The organism is Mediterranea sp. An20 (assembly GCF_002160055.1).
GTDB lineage: Bacteria > Bacteroidota > Bacteroidia > Bacteroidales > Bacteroidaceae > Bacteroides > Bacteroides avicola.
This window is the reverse complement of sequence record NZ_NFJV01000045.1, coordinates 1-19,822: the sequence shown is the minus strand read 5'-3', so window position 1 is coordinate 19,822 and position 19,822 is coordinate 1. Positions and strand designations below refer to the sequence as shown.

Below are 19,822 nucleotides of genomic sequence, written 5' to 3'. Positions count from 1 at the left end.
TGGTTCGATAATTATAGAAGGCTCTGTCGGAACTACGAATTCACGTTCGATTCGGCTGAGGAAATGGTGAAACTGGCGGCGATAAGAATGTTACTGAGCAAAATTTAAACAGGCTCTTAAAAGAGGAAAATTTGAACAAGCTCTAGGCTTCTATGTTTAATTCTCCTTTAAAACATTTAGACTTCAAACTTAGCCCGAGCAAAATCTCAAAGAATGAATGGATTAGCGTGAAAAGGTGGCTTGTGGAGAATACTTCATGGAAAAAAACAGGAGAAAAAGACAAAAAAAGTCAGATATGTTTTGCTGGTTTCCAAAAAAGATGTATCTTTGCACCCGAAATCAAGAAAGGACATCAGATGTCCTCTAAAAGGTGCGGTAGTTCAGCCTGGTTAGAATACATGCCTGTCACGCATGGGGTCGCGGGTTCGAGTCCCGTCCGCACCGCAATAAACATTGAGAATCAATGTTTTACAAAACAAGCACCCGATTTTACACCCAAGAATGTAAAGTCGGGTGTTTTATATTTGGAATTACCCGATTTTATTTTTGCAAGAATTGTGGTAATATCAACCCAACCGCAAGGTTTCCCTAACAACCTGTTAATTCCATGAAGTTGCTATTCATTTATCTTTAAGTAATCGAATGTTATCTTTCTTTTGACACATAAGCAGGATAATCGTCTTTAGACAAACTTTTCGCCAATGTCTCCGGATTTATATTCCAAAGTGTAGGCAAATATTCAAAAACAACTTTCCCCTTATCAAGATAGAAACGAACTTTTGCATCGAAGACAACAGGCTTATAGCTGCCATCTCCTGTGGAATTATCTCTATACAACAATTGGTTTTCTTGCCATTTCAGTTCTTTACCGTCAAATTGCACATCGAATATTCCGCATACTACGGCTTCCATCGTCTGATTTTGGACTGTTGTAGAGATACAGTGCATATAACCGGTCAGTTGATTAGTGCTTTTCCGTATAGCAAGTCCATAGCGAAACACACTTGTCCCCGTATAATCTTTGGCAATACTCGTTCTTGAACCTTTCTCATCCACATTATAAATCAGTTCATGTGTGACGGTTGTCATATTAAATCCGAAGCCATTCTCAGTTTTTACTAAATCAGAAAACACCATCTTGTCGCTATACACACCTTCTAACTTTCCATTGTCAAGTTGGTAAACCACATCATCAGTAAACAGTGTTTTACCTATGATGCTCTCCTCTAAAAATTGAATTATTTCGTCTTTCATATTTCTATTTTGACAGATTTGTTTATTCATATAATTATGAGTTTTTAATAATGCCATAAAGATACGAAGAAAGGAGCAACCAAAATACTATTGTTTACTCCTTTCTGCTAAATTTGAGCGATTTAACAATTACATTCTAAATCCTCTGTTTTTTCTTGGTTCTTCCGTAGACTGTCGTAAACCTTGCCGAAATTTCTCCCATTGTTCCTTGAACCATTCGCTAATCGGTTGTCTGTTTATGGTCAGTACCAGTTTGCTGTCATCGGTCGGATTCTTTTCTACCTTGAAAACATCATTTTTGATGTCAAACTTCCGTTTGTGTTCTTCGGAATAAATCCTGCCGTTGCATCTGATAGCCTCTTTCTTTGTCAGAAGGCTCTCTATCATTTCTTTGGTAAAGCCGATGGCAGCGCACAACTTTTCTACTCTCAACATCTCTTTAAGCATCGGAAACCACTTGAAAGCCTTTTCAAGCAAGGTATTCAGCCGTGATATTTCCTTGTCTTTGGCTTCAAGTTCCTGGTTGTGTATTCCTTGCAGGTTGCGTATCTGCTTGCCGTGCTGTTCCTGCATACGCTGCATTTGGGCTTTCAAGTCATCAATTCCCTTGTCCCGTTTGGCAATTTCCTGACGCAATTCGTCATTGGACTGCTCCAGTTTCTTCATTTTCCCGCTGCCGAAAAGAGAACCCACTCCGCTTGCTATAACCGTGGCAGCATCGGTAGCCGCGCTTTTGAGCTTGTCCGTGCGTATCTCCGATTTTACCTGTCTGAGTTCCTGTTCGGCAAGGTTTACCTGCTGTTCCTTATGCCGCTTTATGGCTTCTATACGTTGCAGTTCGGCTTTCTGTTTCTCAATGATGAAGTCGTTCCGTTCCAGATGTTCTTTGCCTGTTACGGCTTTTGACTTTCCACGCTCCATCAGAAGGATGTCGGATGCCAAGGTCTGCATCTGCATCATGTCATCGTCATTAAGCTTGCGGCTCTTGCCTGTATCGTGGTTCATCCAGTCGAATACGATATGCGCATGGTAATTCGGCTTAAACCACCTTTTACCTACCTTGAAACTCTCCCTGTCCTCCGGGTCAGGCTGTCCGTTCAGCCAATGTCCTTCATCTTTGTGCAGGAAGATTTGGAGCGGTGTGATGCCCCAGCGTCTTTGGCACTCCTCGCCAAACTTATGCACATCTGCCAGTGTCGTGTCCGGTCTGACGAGCAACACTCCCTCACGTATGGGTGAACATCCTGCCACTTTGATAATCTTGCCGTTCTTCCCTTTGCGCTCACGCTCCTTTTCCTGCATGGCACGACCAGTCTTTTCCTTGACCATCCGTTTGATGTCCTCATAGTGTGCCTGCAATTCGGGATTGCCGAAATTCAGATTTATCCACTGCTCGTTATTCGCAGAGAGTTCGGATACCACATATACCTTGGACTTTCCGATGTTGCGCATATACTCGGCAGTTCTCCGGTTATGAGCCTCGCTTGATGCCACGTTGCAAGGCTTGATATGTATGCTTGATTTTGTTGCCATTTTTTAATTCTGATTGGGTTGTTTACTAAATCTGTTTGTTGCTTTCCACTCATATCCGCAAGGGGTTCTTAGGGGTGCAACCCATGAGCGGAGTTTCCAAAGAGAGGGTCACTCTTTGGTCGGGTTGCACAGGGCTGAAAGCCCTTGCCGGGTTCTTAGGGCAGCGTCCTAAGCCTCTCGGGAGAGCCCACAACTACGCAAGCGGAGCGTGTAGTTATAATGGACTATAACCGGAAGCCTTTCGGTTTCTTGGATAGCGTATCATTCTTCTTTCTGACGGACTGTATTTGTTCTTTTCTATCCGCCATGCGCTTCTGCAAATACTCGTTCAGGTCTTTGCATCCGTAGTAGATTTGTGAAGCGTCCTGTATATGCCGTGTGCTTTCATATTCCTTGCGGATTTGCTGAAGTGCTTCCATTCCTGCACGGTCATTGTCAAAAAAACAGTGGATACGCTCATAGCTTCCCAGCGGATAGAGTGCTTTGGAAACATTGGCAACAGAGTTCAGAATCATGTAGTCCTGCCTGTCGAATTCAGGGTATTGCGGACAGCTTTCGAGCCGCAGGGTCAGAAATGAGAGGTAGTCCATAAATCCCTCGAAAACGAAACACGCGTTTCTTGGCTCTCCCGATTGCCTGATATGGGATATTTCTTTCGGTGCAATGCAGCCCTTGAAATATCGGTTTCGGATTTCATAGCCGCCCGACATGTTGGGAAATGCAATGGCGAAGTACCGTTTGCCGTTGTGCGTAAACCGCGCTTCCTTACATTCTTTTTTCGCCAGTACCGGATTTATTCCCCTTTCCTGCAAGTAAGCGAGCAAGGCAGGAGAAGAAAGCGGCACGATTTCCAACTGTTGGAAACTCGGCTCTGTAAATGACTGCTTGCGAAAAGAGAAAGAAACGGGGCGCACGTGCGGTGCCTGTTCCTCTATGCGTTTCAAAAGGTACGGCACGCTGTCCGTTGCATAGAGGTGCGAAGCCAGCGCGATGATGTTGCCGCCCTTGCCGAGCGCAAAATCGTACCATTGGTTCCGCTCGGTGTTCACCTTGAACGATGCTTCGGTTTCTTCCCTGAACGGTGATTTGTACCAGAGATTGATGCCCTGCCGCTTCACCGGGCTATATCCCAAGCTGTGTAGGTATTCTTCCAGTCTGATTTGTTTTGCTGTCTGTATGTCCATAAATGATTGTTTTTATCGGTTATTGTTTGTTTTTCTTTTCGCCAGTACCTTTTCATATAGGTTACTGGCTGTATAATCACTTCACTTTATTGTCGTATATATAGGATACGGCTTAAAGTGAAGCGGTTGAGTGTGCCCCTACAATCACTTCGCTTTATCCTAATATATAGACCCTGAGAATAAAGTGAAGTGATTGCGAGGATTGGGCTAATAGTGGAAATCCGGTTCGTACCTGTACTTCCTGCCATTTTCCTGCACTATCATCCGCTTGTTCTTCAACACTGTGATGAGTTTAACCAGCTTGTTGTCGCTTAACGGAACACCCACCAAGGCATACGACTCTTTCAATGCTTTGCTCAGTTCCTTATATCCGTATTCGTCCTGTAACGAAAATGCTGCTTCCAGTGCTATCCGGTGCTGTTGCTCGGAAATGTCCTTGCAGGCATCGAACCTTTCGCCTTGGGGTCTGCCGGGTGCTTTGGCTTCTGTCTGATAATCCTCTATCAGTTCGGGCAGTGCCCTGTCATTAATGCGGAAGGCAAATGGCTCGAAGTCCATTGCACGGATGTGCATGGTGGAAACCTTGCTTATGTCCCCGTTGCTCTTGTCCTTTTCAACAAGTAGCACGGTTTCTGCCTTGTTGTTCAGTTCCGTGCCGATATGTCCCCTCGCGTTCTCATCCCCCTTGTTCTGGTGGAGTATCGTGTGGATATGTATCTGCCTGTCGTCCGTCCACTGCATCAGTTTCGATATGATGCGTGTCGATTCGCTGGGGCTGTTGATGTCATACACCATGTCACGGATACCGTCTATCACCACTAGACCAAGGTTCGGCGTATGGTAGATTGCCTGTTCGACAATCCTTATGCGCTGCTCCGGCGTGTATTTCCGCAGGGCAAGGAACTCAAGGTTCTCGTTGTCCCTGTCATCGGGCAGCCCTGCCATGCGCATGATGCGTTCCATTACATTCAGGCAGTGGTGGGGGCTTTGCTCCGTATCTACGTAAAGCACTTTCCGCTTTGCTTCGGGAAGTTCAGCCGCATACCTGAGCACCGTGCCGTTCTTCAATACCGCAGCCACGATAGCCGACACATTGAATGTTTTCTTGCTTTTGGCTTTGCCGATGGATGCGCTGAAATTTCCCAACGTACCGATAACTGAACCTTTCACGCTGAGGATTTCGGGTGCTTTTTCGTATTTTCCTGACAGGCTCAGCCGTGAGGCTTGCCAAAGAATTACCGCCTGTTCGTCCGATATTTCCCGGATGTCTTTCATATAGTCCATAGCGATTCCTCCCGTTATTGGCGTCCGCCTGTTTTCTTCCCTGCCAGTTCAAGGGCAAGTTCCGCATCCACGATAATCTTGCGCCCTATCTGGGTGATAGCCTTGTCTATCTTTCCGCTTTTCTTTATGCGGTTGGCAGTAGGCAGGCTGCATCCGAACAGTCTGGCTATGCCGGGTATTCCGTACACATATTTCCTGCTTGTGTCCGTTACGGGCTGCGGCTGCGCTTCTGTCTGAACGGATGCGTGCCTGCTCAACATTATGAACTCTTCGCCTGTCATCTGCCAGACGGGTTTGGATAATAATTCTTGGATATTTGTCATCGTCCAATCTAATTAGTCGTTAAACAATCAGCCCTGCGCACTGGCTGTTATTTCTGTTCTCGAACGATGCAAAATTAGGTAGGATTATGAGTGGTAAGGATGGGGACGATATAATCCGAATATCGATGTATCTTATTGAATATCAGAAAATAAAAATACCACTCAAAAATTAATTTGAGTGGTAAAAGTGGAACTTTCGTAAAATATCAGGATATATCATTTCATGTTACCTCAGTTATCTATATTCAAATAATTACACACATCATACAACCGATATTCAGGTGAACATTCAAATAGGTAATTTAATATATTCATATGACCAGAGCCAAATATTACAAGAATTCTATCTTTTGTCCCCGTTTTGATTCTCTGTATGTTTCTGAATATACGTAAATTCCGATTAAACCAGCGTCCAGTTTCAAAATCAGTTCCAATAAAGTCATGATTATTGGCTTCGTATTTGAAATGTCCTATTAAATAGTTTCCTAAACTTCGTCGAATATTTTCCGGATTATTAAGCAAAATCAGTTCGGATATTATTCCTTGTTCCTTAAATACTGATTTGGGATAATACATCTTAGAAGAGTCAGGATGATTATAGAAACTGTTTTCAAATTGTATAAAATCTTTGGTACTTTCATCCTTCAATAGCTCTTCAATATTATTATAATGTTTGCCCCATTCATCAACACAATAAATTTGATTTATACCTAATTTTTTAGCCAGACGAAAACCTATTTGCTCATACTCTCCTCGTTGTAAGACATATTGGTTTTCTCGATATAATTTATATAAAGAATCTATTTCAGCCTGCATTTTTACTGGACGCTCTATTACGATGATAGTAGGAGAAAATTTCGATAAAGCATTAACCAATGCATCAATTTCAGTTTGATACTTTGGTTCAAATATGTCAATTATTTCATTGGTATCATATTGTACTTTATCCAAATTTGGGAAATCAAAATGAAAGGTTCCTAATGTTAATACAGGTATAGGGGTTGATATGTCATCTTGTGCAATCCCCCAAGATGATATTATAGAACACAATAATGCAAGCACATATTTTACTATAAATATTTTTTTCATATCATTCATATGTTTACGAAATAAGTTGATTATGATTAGAGGATTATCTGAATATATGTTCCATTTCTTTGGCGAATTTCTGGTTACTGTCACTCGGAAAATCGGAAACAGGCTCCTTGTACTTTGACTTGTAGTAGCTATCGTCAATATCCAGCAGTTCCAGTATTCCGGCTTTCCATTTGTCCCTGTCCTGTTTGGAAAGTTTCTCGCCCATCAGAAATATCAGATAGCATACACGTATTTTCTCTCTCGGTTTAATTCTCAACTTGCAGTTGCAGGGGTGCAGGTTCATATTGGCATAGAAGTCCGGTGCGGAAATTTCCTCGAACTGTTCTCCAACACATACCTCATGAATGAGCGAAAGCAATTTCATGCTGAAATACTCTTGTTGTTCATCCGCCGTTTCCTGCTGACTGATTGGCTTGCTCGGCTCGTCCTGTCGTTTCCCGTCAGGAATGTATTTCTTCAATATATCCAGAAAAAGGCAACTTTGACGGTACATGTCCTCACAACGGTTCTTCATATATTGGAATGCCTCTTTCCTTGCTGCCTTTTGCTGGTCATAGAGTTCATTCAGTTTGGCTCTTTCCTTGTCATATTCATCCTTGCAGCGTTCATATTCTTTTTCAGCCTGTTTTTCCTCTTCGGCAGTATGTTCCCTATAGCCAATGGAATCATACCTGTTGTTGGCTTCATTCAGCGGCTTGCTCAGGCTTCTTGTGACATCCAGTTGGGCTTTAATTTCAAGGGAATACCTTTCCATATGTTGATAACAGGCACGTTCTATCGCACTGTCACTTATGGGGTGCGTTTCATAGGCCTGTATGCTCTTTTCTATTTCGGTTTTCAGGCTTTTGAGTATCAAGATGTATTGTTCTTTTTGCCTGTCAAGCACCAGTTCAAGGATGGCGGCTTCAAAAGATTTTGTGTCACTATATTCCTGATAGAAATCGGAAATGAATTTCTGCCTGTCAAAAGAGAAAACTCTATTGTCTATATAGTCCCTGTATATTCTGTTGAGTTCTCCGTATCGGGGGATTATCGTTTGTATCTTGTCTGCCATAGGTGTCTTACTTTTGTTTGTTCTTTTCATTGTCAAGAAGCATTGTCAGTTCTTCTTCCACCTGTTCTATGCTCGGCAACGCAGATTTCAGATTTTCGGGTACTGCCTTGCTGAGTTGGTAGTCGCTGATGCCGATAGGCTGGTCATAGCCTGTCAGCGCATACTGCGCTACAATTTCATCCTTGCCCTTGCATAGCAGCAGCCCGATGGTCTTGTTGTCATTCTCTCCCCTCAGTTTGTCGTCCACCACATTAATGTAGAAGTTCAACTGTCCTGCGTATTCCGGTTTGAACGGGGTGGCTTTCAGTTCCACAACTACGTATGCATGGAGCTTTATGTTGTACAGGATTAAGTCGGCATAGAAATCGCTGTCGCCAATCTGGAAATGCTTCTGCCTTGCGACAAAGGCGAATCCGTTGCCCATCTCCAACAGGTAACGGGTAACGTGCTTCACCAGTTGTTCCTCTATGTCCCTTTCGTCCGCACGTTCTTTAGCTCCAGCCAAGTCAAAGATATACGGGTCTTTCAACAGGTAGTTGGCAAGGTCGCTTTGGGGTGCGGGAAGCGTGGCGGTAAAATTATTGATTTTTTGGCTGTTGATTTGCCTTTCGTACAATTTGCTTTCAATCTGCATTTTCAGGACATTGCTGCTCCAGCCCATTTCCACGGATTGCTTCATATACCAGTATTCCACACCCAACGGAAGCGAACTGTTCAGCAGAATCACATGGCTTGCCCAATTGATTCTTGCAACAGGTGATGCAAGGAACAGTTTTTCCATGTCCTCTATCGGCATCCGGTAAACGGCGGCTACTGTCTGGGCTACATCCTGAATTTGTGCAAGAGGTTCTTGCACAATTGCAACTCCCTTGTTGTCTGAGGATTGTATTTGCGCAAGAGGTTCTTGCGTAAATGAAACATTGTTCAGGCTTTGGATTTCATCCGTGATTCTTTGCACACTTGGAGTAATCAATTTCGCATCGGTTTCGATGAAACTCCGTAATGCACCCAATGGATATGAACGTGCGAACTGGCACATATAAGCCAAGTTCCTGACCGAATATCCTTTTTTTTCGGGATAATTGAACCGTATCGCCTGCGCCAGTTTCTTGATGACCTTGCCGCCCCATCCTTGCAGGTTTTGATGGTACAATATGTAGTTGCCCATCTTCCAGTAATGGAACAGCATCTGCGCATTGGCTGCACTGATGAGCCGGACTTGCGCCTGCTCTATTTCCGAACCGATGGCATTGACGAAAGCCTCGAAACTTCTTTTCTCTATATTGTTATCGTTGTTGCTCATTGTTGTATGCTTTGAAAGTCACAAAGGTAAGCCAAATTACAGGCTTTCCATGAAACTTGATGATTGTTTTTTACAGTTGGTTGAATTTGTTCATCGCATTGGCTTTCACATCATCAGCGATGTCAATGTAGGGTTTCATCGCCTTGTAGTCGCTGTGTCCCGTCCATTTCATGACCACCTGAGCCGGAATGCCGAGAGCCAAGGCATTGCAGATAAAAGTCCTTCTTCCGGCATGGGTGCCCAGCAATGCGTATTTGGGTGTAATGGTATCTATACGCCTGCTCCCTTTATAATAGGTTTCACTCACAGGCTCGTTGATTTCGGCAAGCTCGCCCAATTCCTTCAAATAATCGTTCATCTTCTGGTTGCTGATGACCGGGAGAGCCTTATGCCCCTCAAACTCCACATTTTTATATTTATCCAGTATCGCCTTGCTGTGGTTGTTCAGCTCGATGATAAGCCTTTCGGCGGTCTTTACGGTGGTGATTTCTATATATCCGTCCCTGATGTCGCTTTTCTTCAGGTTATGCACATCAGAATACCGAAGCCCGGTGAAGCAGCAGAACAGAAAGACATCCCTCACCCGTTCAAGATACTGTTTGGTTTCAGGTATCTGATAGTTCTTGAGTTGGTTCAGTTCTTCCCATGTGAGGAATATCACTTTTTTCGGGGTACTCCGCAGTTTTGGATTGAAATCTTCGTAGGCATTGTTCATGCAATACCCTTTCTTGGTACACCAGCGCAGGAACCATTTCAGATAGGCGACCTGTTTCATGATGGATGTGTTCCGCATATCTTCGGTGTCTTTCAGGAAATTCACATACTTTGTCAGCTTGGGTTCGTCCAACGATTCAAAAGTCAGTCCCTTGTCAAACTTTTCAAGATGTTTCCTGACTGCGGCAAATTTCTCATAGGTGGCATCAGACCAGCCGTTTTGCGTGCCGCACTCCTTGATGAATTCGTCAAATACCTCCAAAGGCAGAAATACCACCGGAGCCTGTTCCCCATCTTCCTTTTTTTCATTGTGCAATCTGTTGAATGCGTCCTTTACCTGCTCGGTAGTCGGCATGAATCCCTGCACCTCGAACTCCTTGAAGATGTTCTGTATTTCGGTGTAGTATTTCAGCAAGTCCGCATTGATTTCCGATGCACTTTGCTTCAGCTTGTTGGTGCATCCGTTCTTCACACGCTGCTTGTCGGCATCCCATTTAGCGACATCAATGCGATAGCCTGTCGTGAACTCGATGCGGTGGCTGTCAAAAACAACACGCATACGGATAGGGACATTCTCCACGATTGGCACTCCGTTCTTCTTGCGGCTTTCCAATGAAAAGATGATGTTTCTCTTGATGTTCATAGCTGGGTGTATTAAAATCAACACCCAAATATACACCCAATAATTGAAACAGCAAAAGGTATTTAATGATATTTAGTAATATAGTTGATTTGTAATAACTTGATTATTATCAACATATTGCAGCTTTGTGAGATTTCTTGATTGTGTAAGTTAAAGTCCCGTCCGGACCCATTTACCGGAAAGAGGAAGTTCCACAACGGCATAGACCTGCACGCGCGGGGTGACAAGGTGCTGGCCATGATGGAGGGCACGGTGATCAAGGTCGGACAGGACAGGGCTTCGGGAAAATATGTGGTGTTGCGGCACGGTGAGTTCACCGTCAGCTACTGCCATCTCTCGCGGATACTGGTCGGCAAAGGGGCTGTTGTCCGTCCGAGGGATGCGGTCGGCATTACGGGAAACACGGGACGCAGCACCGGCGAGCATCTGCACATCACTTGCAGGCGCAACGGGAAGAGTGTGAATCCGGCTAAGATTTTCAATTACATCAAAACCACACGGGAGAAATGCCTGGCGGCATTGGCAGAAATGTCATAAGACCTATGGCTCGTGCGTGATGGCGCGGACGATATGTCCGCCCCATACATGGGCCTTTATCAGGAACAGCGGCGGAACCGTAACGGTCTTTCCGTAGAAGATGGCGGCCACCACTTCGCCGCCGCACCGCTCTATCTCTTCCTTGTAGTCGGTAAGGCTCTGGCCGCTCGTGAACACATCGTCCACGATGATGATTCTTTTTCCCTTGATGTCGCCTGTAATATTGTAGTTTCTTTCAAGGATGCGTTCGCTGCCCTTGCACTCGTGCAGGCTCTCGCGTTCACTGTGTACATCGACATCATACAGTCCGGAGGTGAGTTCCTTCCGGTGGGTCGTGATGTACCAGTCGAGCCGCTTGAACCGCTGGCCGTATTTTATCCAGTTGCTGCATGGCATGAACATGACATGACAGGAAGCGGTGTCCACCGGCAGGGCGGCCATACAAGCCTTGAAGAAGTCGATGCCGTGGTTCTCTCCCTCTTTGAAGGCATAGAGAGTACGGCAGAACCCACGCTGTTCTTCGTCAAGCAGCCTTTTGTAGCGTGACGGATAATAATGGCCGTAGAACGTCACGCTTATGCCACGGAAACGGAAAGGCTTGAGCGGATGCCTGTCCTCGTAAAAATCGGGATGGGCGAAGCAGAACATACGGCAGGCATCCCTGTGCCCGGCCATCACAGCCAGACGGCAGTGGCGGTCACGGTCCTCGGCTTTATCGGCGAGCAGGGCAGCGGCAAAAGCGGCTTCCCCGGCTTTCTTCCGCCAGTACCCGGCCAGACAGGACAAGCCTATCGCTATGCCGACCAGTATCAGGAAGAGCAGCCTCGGTTCCATTACAATTCAAGTGAATTGTCCTTCAGCAGGAAATCATAAATACTGATGGTTGTAATACCTACTTCATCTCTTGTTACAGGACTTTCTTCACCGATGACAATAATTTTCTTGAACGAATCGTCCACTTTCAGTAGGGATGCCCGTTCCTGTTTTATCTTCTCATCAGACTCCATTCGGTAAGCCGACTGTATGTAGTACCGCCTGCTTCCCAAGTTGCAGACGAAATCGACTTCAAGGCTGGAACGCTGCTGCCTGCCGTTTTCATCAGTCACAACAACCGGAACGGTACCTACATCCACATTGAACCCACGTATCCGTAATTCATTGTAAACCATATTCTCCATCAGATGACTCCTTTCTGATTGACGGAAATTGATGCGGGCGTTGCGCAATCCCAAATCCATGAAGTAATATTTGTAAGGGGAGTTGATATATCGCTTTCCTTTGATGTCATAGCGGGTGGACTTTTCAACCAAAAACGAATCGATCAGGTAATCGATATATTCTTTGACCGTATCATAAGAGATGCTTGACCTCTTCTCGCTCCGGAAAGTGTTCGCCAGTTTGTTCGGGTTTGTCAACGCTCCGATACCGGAAGCCATGATGTTGATAAGTTCCTCCAGGTCATCGTCCTTGCGTATCTCATAGCGGTCTTTGATGTCTTTGATATAGGTCTCGTCGAACAAGGATTTCAGGAATTTCGCTTTCTGTTCTTCCGTATTATATGACAATATCTGCGGAAGACCGCCATATAGCATATATTCATTGAAGCCGGCCTGGATACTGCCCGGATAAACAGACATGTATTCACCGAAACTCAAAGGGTACATTTTCACTTCAAAACCACGCCCCCTGAACTCTGTGGCTATATCCTTGGAGAGAAACTTTGCATTACTGCCTGTTACATACACATCTACATTCCGCATCCTTAAAAAGCCATTCAGGACATCCTCAAACTTATCAAGCATCTGTACCTCGTCAAGCAGAAGATAATACATGGCGTCATCCGCAATGCGGCTTTCCATGTATGCGTACAGATTATCGGGATTTCTCATTTCCCGATTCTTATAGTCTTCCAGATCCACTTTTATGATATGGTCTGAAGCAATGCCCTCATTTTCAAGCCATGAAGCGAATATCTCAAAAAGAAGATAGGACTTGCCGCATCTGCGCATACCCGTTATGACCTTGATCATACCGTTATGTCGCAGGGAAACAAGTTCATCCAAATATTTATTCCTTTCTATATGTGCCATGCCTATCGAATTTTATGTCAGTTTATGACGGATTTTTCGATTACAAAAATAACTGTTTTCAATCGTATGGCAAAATCCTAATCGGAAAAAGCGTCATTAATGACAACTTTTTAGGTTAGAATATTTTTTTTTGTGAAAGCTTCTTGCCTAATCATACTCTTTTACCCCGTGTTACCTTACCGCCATTCAGCCCTGCGACCTTCAGGGAGTTATTTTGCTGCAAAGATACCCGTCCGTCACAACCCCTCCAATGCCGGCAGACCGCCGGAGGTGTTCCGGGAAAATCTTCCTCTCCGTTGTTGAGCGTATTTTCCCGTCCAGCCTTGTCCGGTTGCTCCTTGCCGCCCTCCGGGGCAGAAAAATAATCCCGAAGTCGCACAGAGGGCGAACAGAGGGAAAGAAACAAACTGATGTTGAACATTAAAATTGAAAGATTATGACGGAAGAAATCAGGCAGAACGGCTGCACGGTGCTGGCAAGTTGCAGCGAACACGCAATCCCTATGATTTTCAACAATCTGTGCGGGAAGAACTTTTCGGGCAAGGAATACCGGGACTATATCCGGTATATAGCACTCGGTGAGATGGGCTTCAAACCCGGACGTATCGAACTTTACAGGGATGGAGAACTATTGAAGTCTGGCTACATCCCCAAATTCTGACCCATGTTTTTAATAACGAATGACCATTAAATCATAAACAAATAACTTTATAAATATGGAATTGACTAATATTCATCCGGCAGAAGCCTATCTCCGTAACGAACAGAACCCATCGTTTTTGTATATCAGGATTTACGGGGAGCGTAGGAATTTATTTATCAACCGGGGTGGTGAAAATGCCATCGGTATCATTGCCAAGGGAAAGCGCAAGCGTGGCTACATCTTTACAGACTGGGACAACATCGAAAAAATCTACGCCCCCTCACAGGATAATGAAAAGGACAGGAACAGGAAACTACTCCTTAAATACCAGCGGCTCGCACGCCTTGCCACACATACCAACAACTGGCTCCGGAAAATTGCCGCAGCCGACCCGGAAAAGTCCCTGTATGAGAACCATATTACGACAGGAACAGTAATTGACGGAATGTGCATCAGTCTGGCAAGAATTGAAAAGTATTGCGGCAGCACGAGCATGGCCCTTTTCAGAAAGGCATTGAAAGATGGCAAAACTTTCTCTACCAGTCGTTTTGATTTTTGCGGTTATGACGGTACGCTTTGGTGCGAACCGGATGGTGAGGGAGGCATGAAGGCTGGCTTCAGCAAGGAATACCGGGATTGTGGAAACGGTTATTACTATTTGCTTATCAATGACAAGTTCATGATTGGGTACGACATCGACTAATCCGTCGGAACAAAGCTAAGCCGTGTCGGGCAGAATGGCCCGGTACGGCTTTTTATCGTTCGCCCAGCACGAACATTCTCTAATCGGTGCAAGTCCGTAACACGCCCGATAGCGGGAAGTGTATAGCCAAGGGCAAGGGTGTCCATTGCGAAGTGGAATCTGAAGGAAGCCGGCGGCAAACATCTGGCCTGACGTACAGAAACTTGATATAAGGCTGGTGGGCATGGATGAGATTACTATACAAATCAAAGTCCGATAGCTATACGGAAATGCCCTAAGTAAATCAAGCAGGTATAAGATGGAAAGAGGATGTCCTTAACTGGGGAGGTCTCATGGACGTGCGGAGGATGAATTTCCGAATCACGGAGTAAAGCTTGCCATGAGAAGTCAGCCGAGGTCATAGTACCCGATGATTTATCCACTCGTCTTGGGGAAGGACTGAACCATTAGTCAATTGAGCAGTAAATGAATGTCACTCCATGAAGGAAAGAATGCAGAAAATACCGACGTCAATCGATAGCCACCCTCAAAAGGATAGCACGGAATGCGAAAGTTATGAGGGGGTGCAGACCTTCATGGACATGACTGAAAACAACCTCAAGGAAGTGCAATTTGAACGTGGGAATCTATTAGAGTACATCCTCTCGCCGTATAACCTTAACCGTGCCTATCTGCAGGTTAAGCGCAACCATGGCAGTGGTGGAGTGGACGGATTGTCAACCGAGCAGTTGGGTGACTATCTGAGAGAACACAAAGATGAACTCGTGGAATCCTTGAAAACGGGCAGATACCGCCCGAATCCCGTCCGTAGGGTGGAAATCCCGAAGGATAACGGCAAGACCCGCCCGCTTGGTATCCCGACGGTGGTGGACAGGGTCATCCAACAAGCCATCAGCCAAATACTGAGCCCCATCTATGAACGGCAGTTCAGCGACAACAGCTTTGGCTTCCGCCCTCATCGGAGCTGCCACAAGGCCTTGAGGCGGGCGCAGGAATATATCACCCAAGGTTATAAATACTGCGTGTGCCTTGACCTTGAACGCTTCTTCGACATGGTAAACCACAGTATACTGATAAGGATATTGTCCCTCACCATACGTGACGGACGTGTGATATCGCTTATCCATAAGTACCTTACGGCAGGAGTCATGGTTAAACGTGGCTATGAGGAAAGTGTGGAAGGTGTTCCCCAAGGCGGTCCTTTAAGTCCTTTGTTGGCAAACATCATGCTTAACGAGCTCGACAAGGAGCTTGCCCGCAGGAGGCACAAGTTCGTCCGCTATGCTGACGACTGCATGATACTCTGCCGTAGCAAGCGTGCGGCGGAACGCGTTCGTGAGAGTATCGCCACTTTTATTGAATCACGTCTTCACCTTAAAGTGAACCGTGACAAGACAGAAGTGTCATACGTGGGCAGGGCGAAGTATTTAGGTTACTCCTTCTATATGATGAACGGGAAGTGTCGTCTGCGTCTGCATCCCAAATCGGTTGCCAAGATGAAAGCGAAACTGAAAGAGCTGACATCAAGAAGTAACGGTTGGGGGTATGCAAGACTGAAAGACAAGTTGAACCAATTCATCAAAGGCTGGATGAACTACTTTAAATTGGCAGATATGCGGAGCATCCTCCAAACGACAGATGAGTGGCTTCGCCGTAGAATACGGAGTTATGTATGGAAGAGTTGGAAGAAGGTTGGCACAAAGTTCAAGAACCTCATGAAATGTGGCATAGACAAGTGGCGGGCTTGGCAATGGGCTAATACCCGTGGAGGGTATTGGAACACGGCAGGAAGTCCGATATTATGCCGAGCCATGAATAATGAGCGTCTGAAACTTCAAGGCTACCCTTGCCTTGTGGACTTATACATCAAATTGCATCAGCACTAAGGAACCGCCGTATGCCGAACGGCACGTACGGTGGTGTGAGAGGTCGGAAAACGAAAGTAGGAAGAAAACTACTTCGTTTTCCTCCTACTCGATTTTCCGGTCTGCCGACGGCAATGGCCTTTATACTTTTCCATTCCCTTTTCTACCTGCCGGGCATCCTCCCTTTTCTATTCCGGCGTTTCCGCCCCATTCAGCCGTGCGACCTCCTGGGGAACTATTTTGCTGCAAAAGTAACCGACAGTCCCAGCCTTTGCCAATGCCGGCAAGCCGCCGCAGGGGTGAGCCGGGAAAATCTTCCTCTCCGCTGTCGAGCGTATTTTCCCGTCCAGCCTTGGCCGGGTGTTCCTGCCGACTTTTCGGAGCAGAAAAATAATTCCCGGCGGCCGCAAACAGGCCGAACAGAGGGAAGAAAAATAAAAGGTTAAGCTATGAGTTACAACAGATTGAAATCACTGGCGGCAAATGTGGCCGCCATAGAAACAGCGGTGACTGTCCACAAACAACGCAGGAAAGCCACACAGGAAGAGAAACAGGTATTGGCGCAGTATTCGGGCTTTGGAGGTGTCAAGGAAGTGCTGACTATCGGAACGCAAATCCCCATGCCCGGGGAACTGACGGAACTGATGAACCGTCTGCAGGAGGCTTTGAATACCTTTGTCCAGGGAAGCAAAGCGGATTACAATCTCTTTCTGGACAGCATTAAATCTTCCGTGCTGACTGCGTTCTATACGCCGGATTTCCTCATTGAAGCCGTCGCAGGTCAGATACACACCACATTCAGGGAGAACGGACTGCAGATGCGCAGCTTCCTCGAACCGAGCGCAGGCATCGGAGGTTTCCTGCCTGTGGCTATGGGCGGCACACACAGCTACGCCATTGAAAAGGACATAATTACCGGGCTTGTGCTTTCTCTTTTGCATGATGAAGCAACCACCGTGACAGGAGGGTTTGAAGCAATAGACAGGCAGGAGCTGGAGCATCGGAAATTCGATGTCATTGCATCCAACATTCCGTTCGGCAATTTCCGTGTGTTCGATACGGAATTTTGGAAGAAAGGCGGTATTTACGAACAGGCCACCAAGACCATACACAACTACTTTTTCGTCAAGGCGATGGAACTGCTTAACGAGGGCGGACTGCTGGCTTTCGTCACTTCAAGGGGCGTAGCCGACACGCCGGGCAACAAATTCGTGAGAGAATACCTTGTCAGCCATGCCGACCTTATCAGTGCGGTAAGGCTTCCCGACACGCTTTTCATGCAGACGAGCGGTATCGAGGTGGGCAGCGACCTGCTCATATTCCAGAAGCACACGCACAAGGCATCCCTCTCGCTCCGGGAGAAATATTTCCTGCAAGTCACAAAGGAAAATGTAAATGCGGACGGTGCGATGACGGAATATGCCAACAAACTGTTTTCCATGCCGAAAACCGTGCTGACAACAGACAGCCGCATCGTGAAGAACCAATACGGCAAATATGTACGCAAACATCACTGGCTCGGCTCTGATACGGCAATGGCACAATACCTTTCCGCTTTGGTTAAATATGACTTTGACAGATATTTCCACAAGAGCCTTTTCATCGGACAGGACGATGCGCCTGTACAGATGTCGCTTTTCGGTGGGGCGGTTGCCGCCGTGCCGGACAAAGGCAGGAGGGCATACACCGGGGATATGCCCGGATGGATGAAAGAGGGGGCGATAGTGCTGTTCGAGGGACAGGTAGGAACGCTCCGGTTCCGCAGGTCAAGCCACTACGAGGAAACGGCGGTGGATTTCATGCCATTGGACGAGGGCAAGGTCAATGTGGAGAGGGCGGCGGACTACTTGCCGCTCCGTGAGGCGTATTTCGAACTTTCAACGAAAGAGAGGGAGCAAGAAAAGGAACAGGCGGCTTTGCGTGAAAAGCTGAACACCCTGTATGATGCCTTTGTCACCAAGTGGGGATATTTCCACGAGAACGACAACAGGGATTTCATCATGCAGGACAGTCTGGGCATGGAGGTCTATACCATTGAAATGCAGGTCGGCGACAACATCTTCAAGTCAGACATCATGCGTGAGCCTGTGGCTTTCAAAAAGATAGACACAGGTGTAAGACTGGCACCGTTCGAGGCATTGGCAAGCAGCCTCAATTTCTACGGCAGGGTGGATATGGGCTACATTATGCAGTCCACAGGCACGGATTGGGAAGAAGTCATGGAAGCTCTCAAAGGGGAGATTTTCTACAATCCCGTTGCCGGATGTTGGGAGCATAAAGGAAAGTTTCTTGCCGGGAATGTCGTAGCCAAGCACAAGGAAATGGCTTCATATATTCCCTCTTTATGCAACACCGAAAAGGAATGGACGGAGGCATCCGTGAGGGCGTTGGAGGAAGCCATACCCGAAACGATACCTTACGAGGAGCTTGACATCAACATGGGCGAGCGGTGGATTGACACAAAGATATACGCCGATTTTGCGGCGGAGCTGTTCGGCGTGGAAGCCGAGGTGATGTATTTCGATGTGAACGACACCTACCTTGTGAGGCTGAAAGGCTATTCTCCGGCGGCGTACAACACCTATTCCGTGCGGAATTACAACGGTGAAGACCTGTTCGTCCATGCCTTGCACGATACCGTGCCGGAGATAACGAAAGAGATTGAACGCAACGGCGACAAGGTGCGTGTGCCGGACGAGGAAGCCATACAGGAAGCCGCCACCAAGATACAGGAGATTAGGGAGCGGTTCAACGAATGGCTCGACAGGCAGCCGTTGGAAGTCCGGGACGAACTGGTAAGGGTCTATAACGAGCGTTTCAACTGTTTTGTAAGGCCGCACTATGATGGTTCGGCGCAGACCTTTCCGGGGCTTTCATTCGAGCACTTCGCCTACAAGGAGCTTTATCCCTCGCAGAAAGATGCTATCTGGATGATTAAGCAGAATGGCGGCGGTATCTGCTGGCACGGGGTGGGCACGGGCAAGACGATGATAATGTGCGTGGCGGCTTACGAAATGAAGCGTCTCGGACTAATTAGGAAGCCGCTTATTGTCGGATTGAAAGCCAACGTGCACGAGATAGCCGACACGTTCCGCAAGGCTTATCCGTCTGCCAAACTACTCTATCCGGGCAAGGAGGACTTCACGCCTGCCAACCGGAAAGAGGTGTTTGCTAAAATCAAAAACAATAACTGGGACTGCATCATCCTGACACACGACCAGTTCGCAAAGATACCGCAGTCGGAAATAACCATGATGGAGATTTTCTCCGAAGAACTTGCCGATGTGGAGCGCAGCCTTGAGGTATTGGAGAACTCCACCATGCGCTACCGCAGCAGGCAGATGCAGAAAGGACTGGAGAAGCGGCAGGAGAATCTGAAAGCGAAACTCGCCGAATTGCGGATGAAAATCAATGAGCGGAAAGATGATACCGTGGATTTCCATTCAATGGGCATAGACCATATTTTTGTGGACGAATCGCATTATCAGAATTTTCTTATTTTTTTGTTTGATATTCTAAATGTATTGAATTTCAGCATTTTTTATAAATATAAGTTCTGATTATTTTTACGATTGTAATATGCAGGGTATAGAA

Annotated in this window: 15 protein-coding genes, 1 tRNA gene and 1 pseudogene; 6 read left to right on the top strand and 11 right to left on the bottom strand. The window is 46.3% G+C overall.

Going from position 1 to position 19,822, the window contains the following annotated elements; all coding sequences use genetic code 11:
- Positions 1-369 precede the first annotated feature (369 nt).
- A tRNA-Asp gene (locus B5F34_RS16460) sits at positions 370-444 on the top strand.
- Between the two features lie 201 nt (positions 445-645).
- On the opposite strand, the gene B5F34_RS16455 is transcribed toward B5F34_RS16460, so the two are convergent.
- From B5F34_RS16455 to B5F34_RS16415, 9 genes are all read right to left on the bottom strand, one after another.
- The gene (locus tag B5F34_RS16455; protein WP_087340868.1) at positions 646-1,254 is read right to left on the bottom strand and encodes a hypothetical protein; all 609 of its coding nucleotides are present in this window, start codon (positions 1,252-1,254) and stop codon (positions 646-648) included.
- Positions 1,255-1,383: 129 nt separating this feature from the next.
- Positions 1,384-2,787, bottom strand: a complete 1,404-nt coding sequence (locus B5F34_RS16450) for a mobilization protein (protein ID WP_087340866.1) — start codon at positions 2,785-2,787, stop codon at positions 1,384-1,386.
- 224 nt (positions 2,788-3,011) lie between these two features.
- Positions 3,012-3,971 (bottom strand): toprim domain-containing protein, encoded by a 960-nt coding sequence (locus tag B5F34_RS16445; protein WP_087340865.1) that lies wholly within the window; start codon positions 3,969-3,971, stop codon positions 3,012-3,014.
- Between the two features lie 207 nt (positions 3,972-4,178).
- On the bottom strand, positions 4,179-5,255 hold the full coding sequence (locus B5F34_RS16440) for an AAA family ATPase (protein WP_087340864.1): 1,077 nt from the start codon (positions 5,253-5,255) through the stop codon (positions 4,179-4,181).
- 14 nt (positions 5,256-5,269) lie between these two features.
- Positions 5,270-5,578 (bottom strand): DUF3853 family protein, encoded by a 309-nt coding sequence (locus B5F34_RS16435; RefSeq protein ID WP_087340863.1) that lies wholly within the window; start codon positions 5,576-5,578, stop codon positions 5,270-5,272.
- Between the two features lie 231 nt (positions 5,579-5,809).
- Complete coding sequence (locus B5F34_RS16430; protein ID WP_239449017.1) at positions 5,810-6,667, bottom strand: DUF5694 domain-containing protein; 858 nt, start codon at positions 6,665-6,667, stop codon at positions 5,810-5,812.
- A 43-nt stretch (positions 6,668-6,710) separates the two neighbouring features.
- Entirely contained in the window at positions 6,711-7,730 is a 1,020-nt protein-coding gene (locus B5F34_RS16425; RefSeq protein WP_087340862.1) for a hypothetical protein, read from the bottom strand.
- Positions 7,731-7,737: 7 nt separating this feature from the next.
- Positions 7,738-9,033: a PDDEXK nuclease domain-containing protein gene (locus tag B5F34_RS16420; RefSeq protein WP_087340861.1), complete on the bottom strand. Its 1,296-nt coding sequence runs from the start codon at positions 9,031-9,033 to the stop codon at positions 7,738-7,740.
- Between the two features lie 70 nt (positions 9,034-9,103).
- Positions 9,104-10,390 (bottom strand): site-specific integrase, encoded by a 1,287-nt coding sequence (locus B5F34_RS16415; protein WP_087340860.1) that lies wholly within the window; start codon positions 10,388-10,390, stop codon positions 9,104-9,106.
- Positions 10,391-10,555: 165 nt separating this feature from the next.
- On the opposite strand from B5F34_RS16415, the pseudogene B5F34_RS16410 reads away from it, so the two are divergent.
- A pseudogene (locus tag B5F34_RS16410) lies at positions 10,556-10,927 on the top strand (M23 family metallopeptidase); the annotation flags it as partial.
- Positions 10,928-10,930: 3 nt separating this feature from the next.
- Here B5F34_RS16410 and B5F34_RS16405 read toward each other — a convergent pair.
- Positions 10,931-11,761, bottom strand: coding sequence for a phosphoribosyltransferase family protein (locus tag B5F34_RS16405; protein ID WP_013616480.1), 831 nt, complete (start codon positions 11,759-11,761; stop codon positions 10,931-10,933).
- On the bottom strand, positions 11,761-13,017 hold the full coding sequence (locus tag B5F34_RS16400) for an ATP-binding protein (RefSeq protein ID WP_087340859.1): 1,257 nt from the start codon (positions 13,015-13,017) through the stop codon (positions 11,761-11,763). Before B5F34_RS16400 ends, B5F34_RS16405 begins: the two co-directional genes overlap by 1 nt.
- Positions 13,018-13,453: 436 nt before the next feature.
- Between B5F34_RS16400 and B5F34_RS16390 the strand changes: the two genes are divergently transcribed.
- The 4 genes from B5F34_RS16390 (at position 13,454) to B5F34_RS16375 (ending at position 19,788) form a co-directional block, all read left to right on the top strand.
- Entirely contained in the window at positions 13,454-13,678 is a 225-nt protein-coding gene (locus B5F34_RS16390) for a hypothetical protein (protein WP_087340858.1), read from the top strand.
- Between the two features lie 55 nt (positions 13,679-13,733).
- A complete protein-coding gene (locus tag B5F34_RS16385) occupies positions 13,734-14,363 on the top strand; it encodes a hypothetical protein (protein ID WP_087340857.1) in 630 nt (209 codons plus the stop codon).
- A 479-nt stretch (positions 14,364-14,842) separates the two neighbouring features.
- On the top strand, positions 14,843-16,249 hold the full coding sequence (ltrA, locus tag B5F34_RS16380) for a group II intron reverse transcriptase/maturase (RefSeq protein ID WP_087340856.1): 1,407 nt from the start codon (positions 14,843-14,845) through the stop codon (positions 16,247-16,249).
- Positions 16,250-16,677: 428 nt separating this feature from the next.
- Positions 16,678-19,788 carry an N-6 DNA methylase gene (locus B5F34_RS16375; RefSeq protein ID WP_087340855.1) on the top strand — a complete coding sequence of 1,037 codons (3,111 nt, stop codon included), beginning with the start codon at positions 16,678-16,680 and terminating at the stop codon, positions 19,786-19,788.
- Positions 19,789-19,822 lie beyond the last annotated feature (34 nt).

Coding starts and splice junctions, on each gene's coding strand:
- B5F34_RS16455 (WP_087340868.1), bottom strand. CDS start 1,254: ATGAAAGACGAAATAATTCAATTTTTAGAGGAGAGCATCATAGGTAAA.
- B5F34_RS16450 (WP_087340866.1), bottom strand. CDS start 2,787: ATGGCAACAAAATCAAGCATACATATCAAGCCTTGCAACGTGGCATCA.
- B5F34_RS16445 (WP_087340865.1), bottom strand. CDS start 3,971: ATGGACATACAGACAGCAAAACAAATCAGACTGGAAGAATACCTACAC.
- B5F34_RS16440 (WP_087340864.1), bottom strand. CDS start 5,255: ATGGACTATATGAAAGACATCCGGGAAATATCGGACGAACAGGCGGTA.
- B5F34_RS16435 (WP_087340863.1), bottom strand. CDS start 5,578: ATGACAAATATCCAAGAATTATTATCCAAACCCGTCTGGCAGATGACA.
- B5F34_RS16430 (WP_239449017.1), bottom strand. CDS start 6,667: ATGAAAAAAATATTTATAGTAAAATATGTGCTTGCATTATTGTGTTCT.
- B5F34_RS16425 (WP_087340862.1), bottom strand. CDS start 7,730: ATGGCAGACAAGATACAAACGATAATCCCCCGATACGGAGAACTCAAC.
- B5F34_RS16420 (WP_087340861.1), bottom strand. CDS start 9,033: ATGAGCAACAACGATAACAATATAGAGAAAAGAAGTTTCGAGGCTTTC.
- B5F34_RS16415 (WP_087340860.1), bottom strand. CDS start 10,390: ATGAACATCAAGAGAAACATCATCTTTTCATTGGAAAGCCGCAAGAAG.
- B5F34_RS16405 (WP_013616480.1), bottom strand. CDS start 11,761: ATGGAACCGAGGCTGCTCTTCCTGATACTGGTCGGCATAGCGATAGGC.
- B5F34_RS16400 (WP_087340859.1), bottom strand. CDS start 13,017: ATGGCACATATAGAAAGGAATAAATATTTGGATGAACTTGTTTCCCTG.
- B5F34_RS16390 (WP_087340858.1), top strand. CDS start 13,454: ATGACGGAAGAAATCAGGCAGAACGGCTGCACGGTGCTGGCAAGTTGC.
- B5F34_RS16385 (WP_087340857.1), top strand. CDS start 13,734: ATGGAATTGACTAATATTCATCCGGCAGAAGCCTATCTCCGTAACGAA.
- ltrA (WP_087340856.1), top strand. CDS start 14,843: ATGAAGGAAAGAATGCAGAAAATACCGACGTCAATCGATAGCCACCCT.
- B5F34_RS16375 (WP_087340855.1), top strand. CDS start 16,678: ATGAGTTACAACAGATTGAAATCACTGGCGGCAAATGTGGCCGCCATA.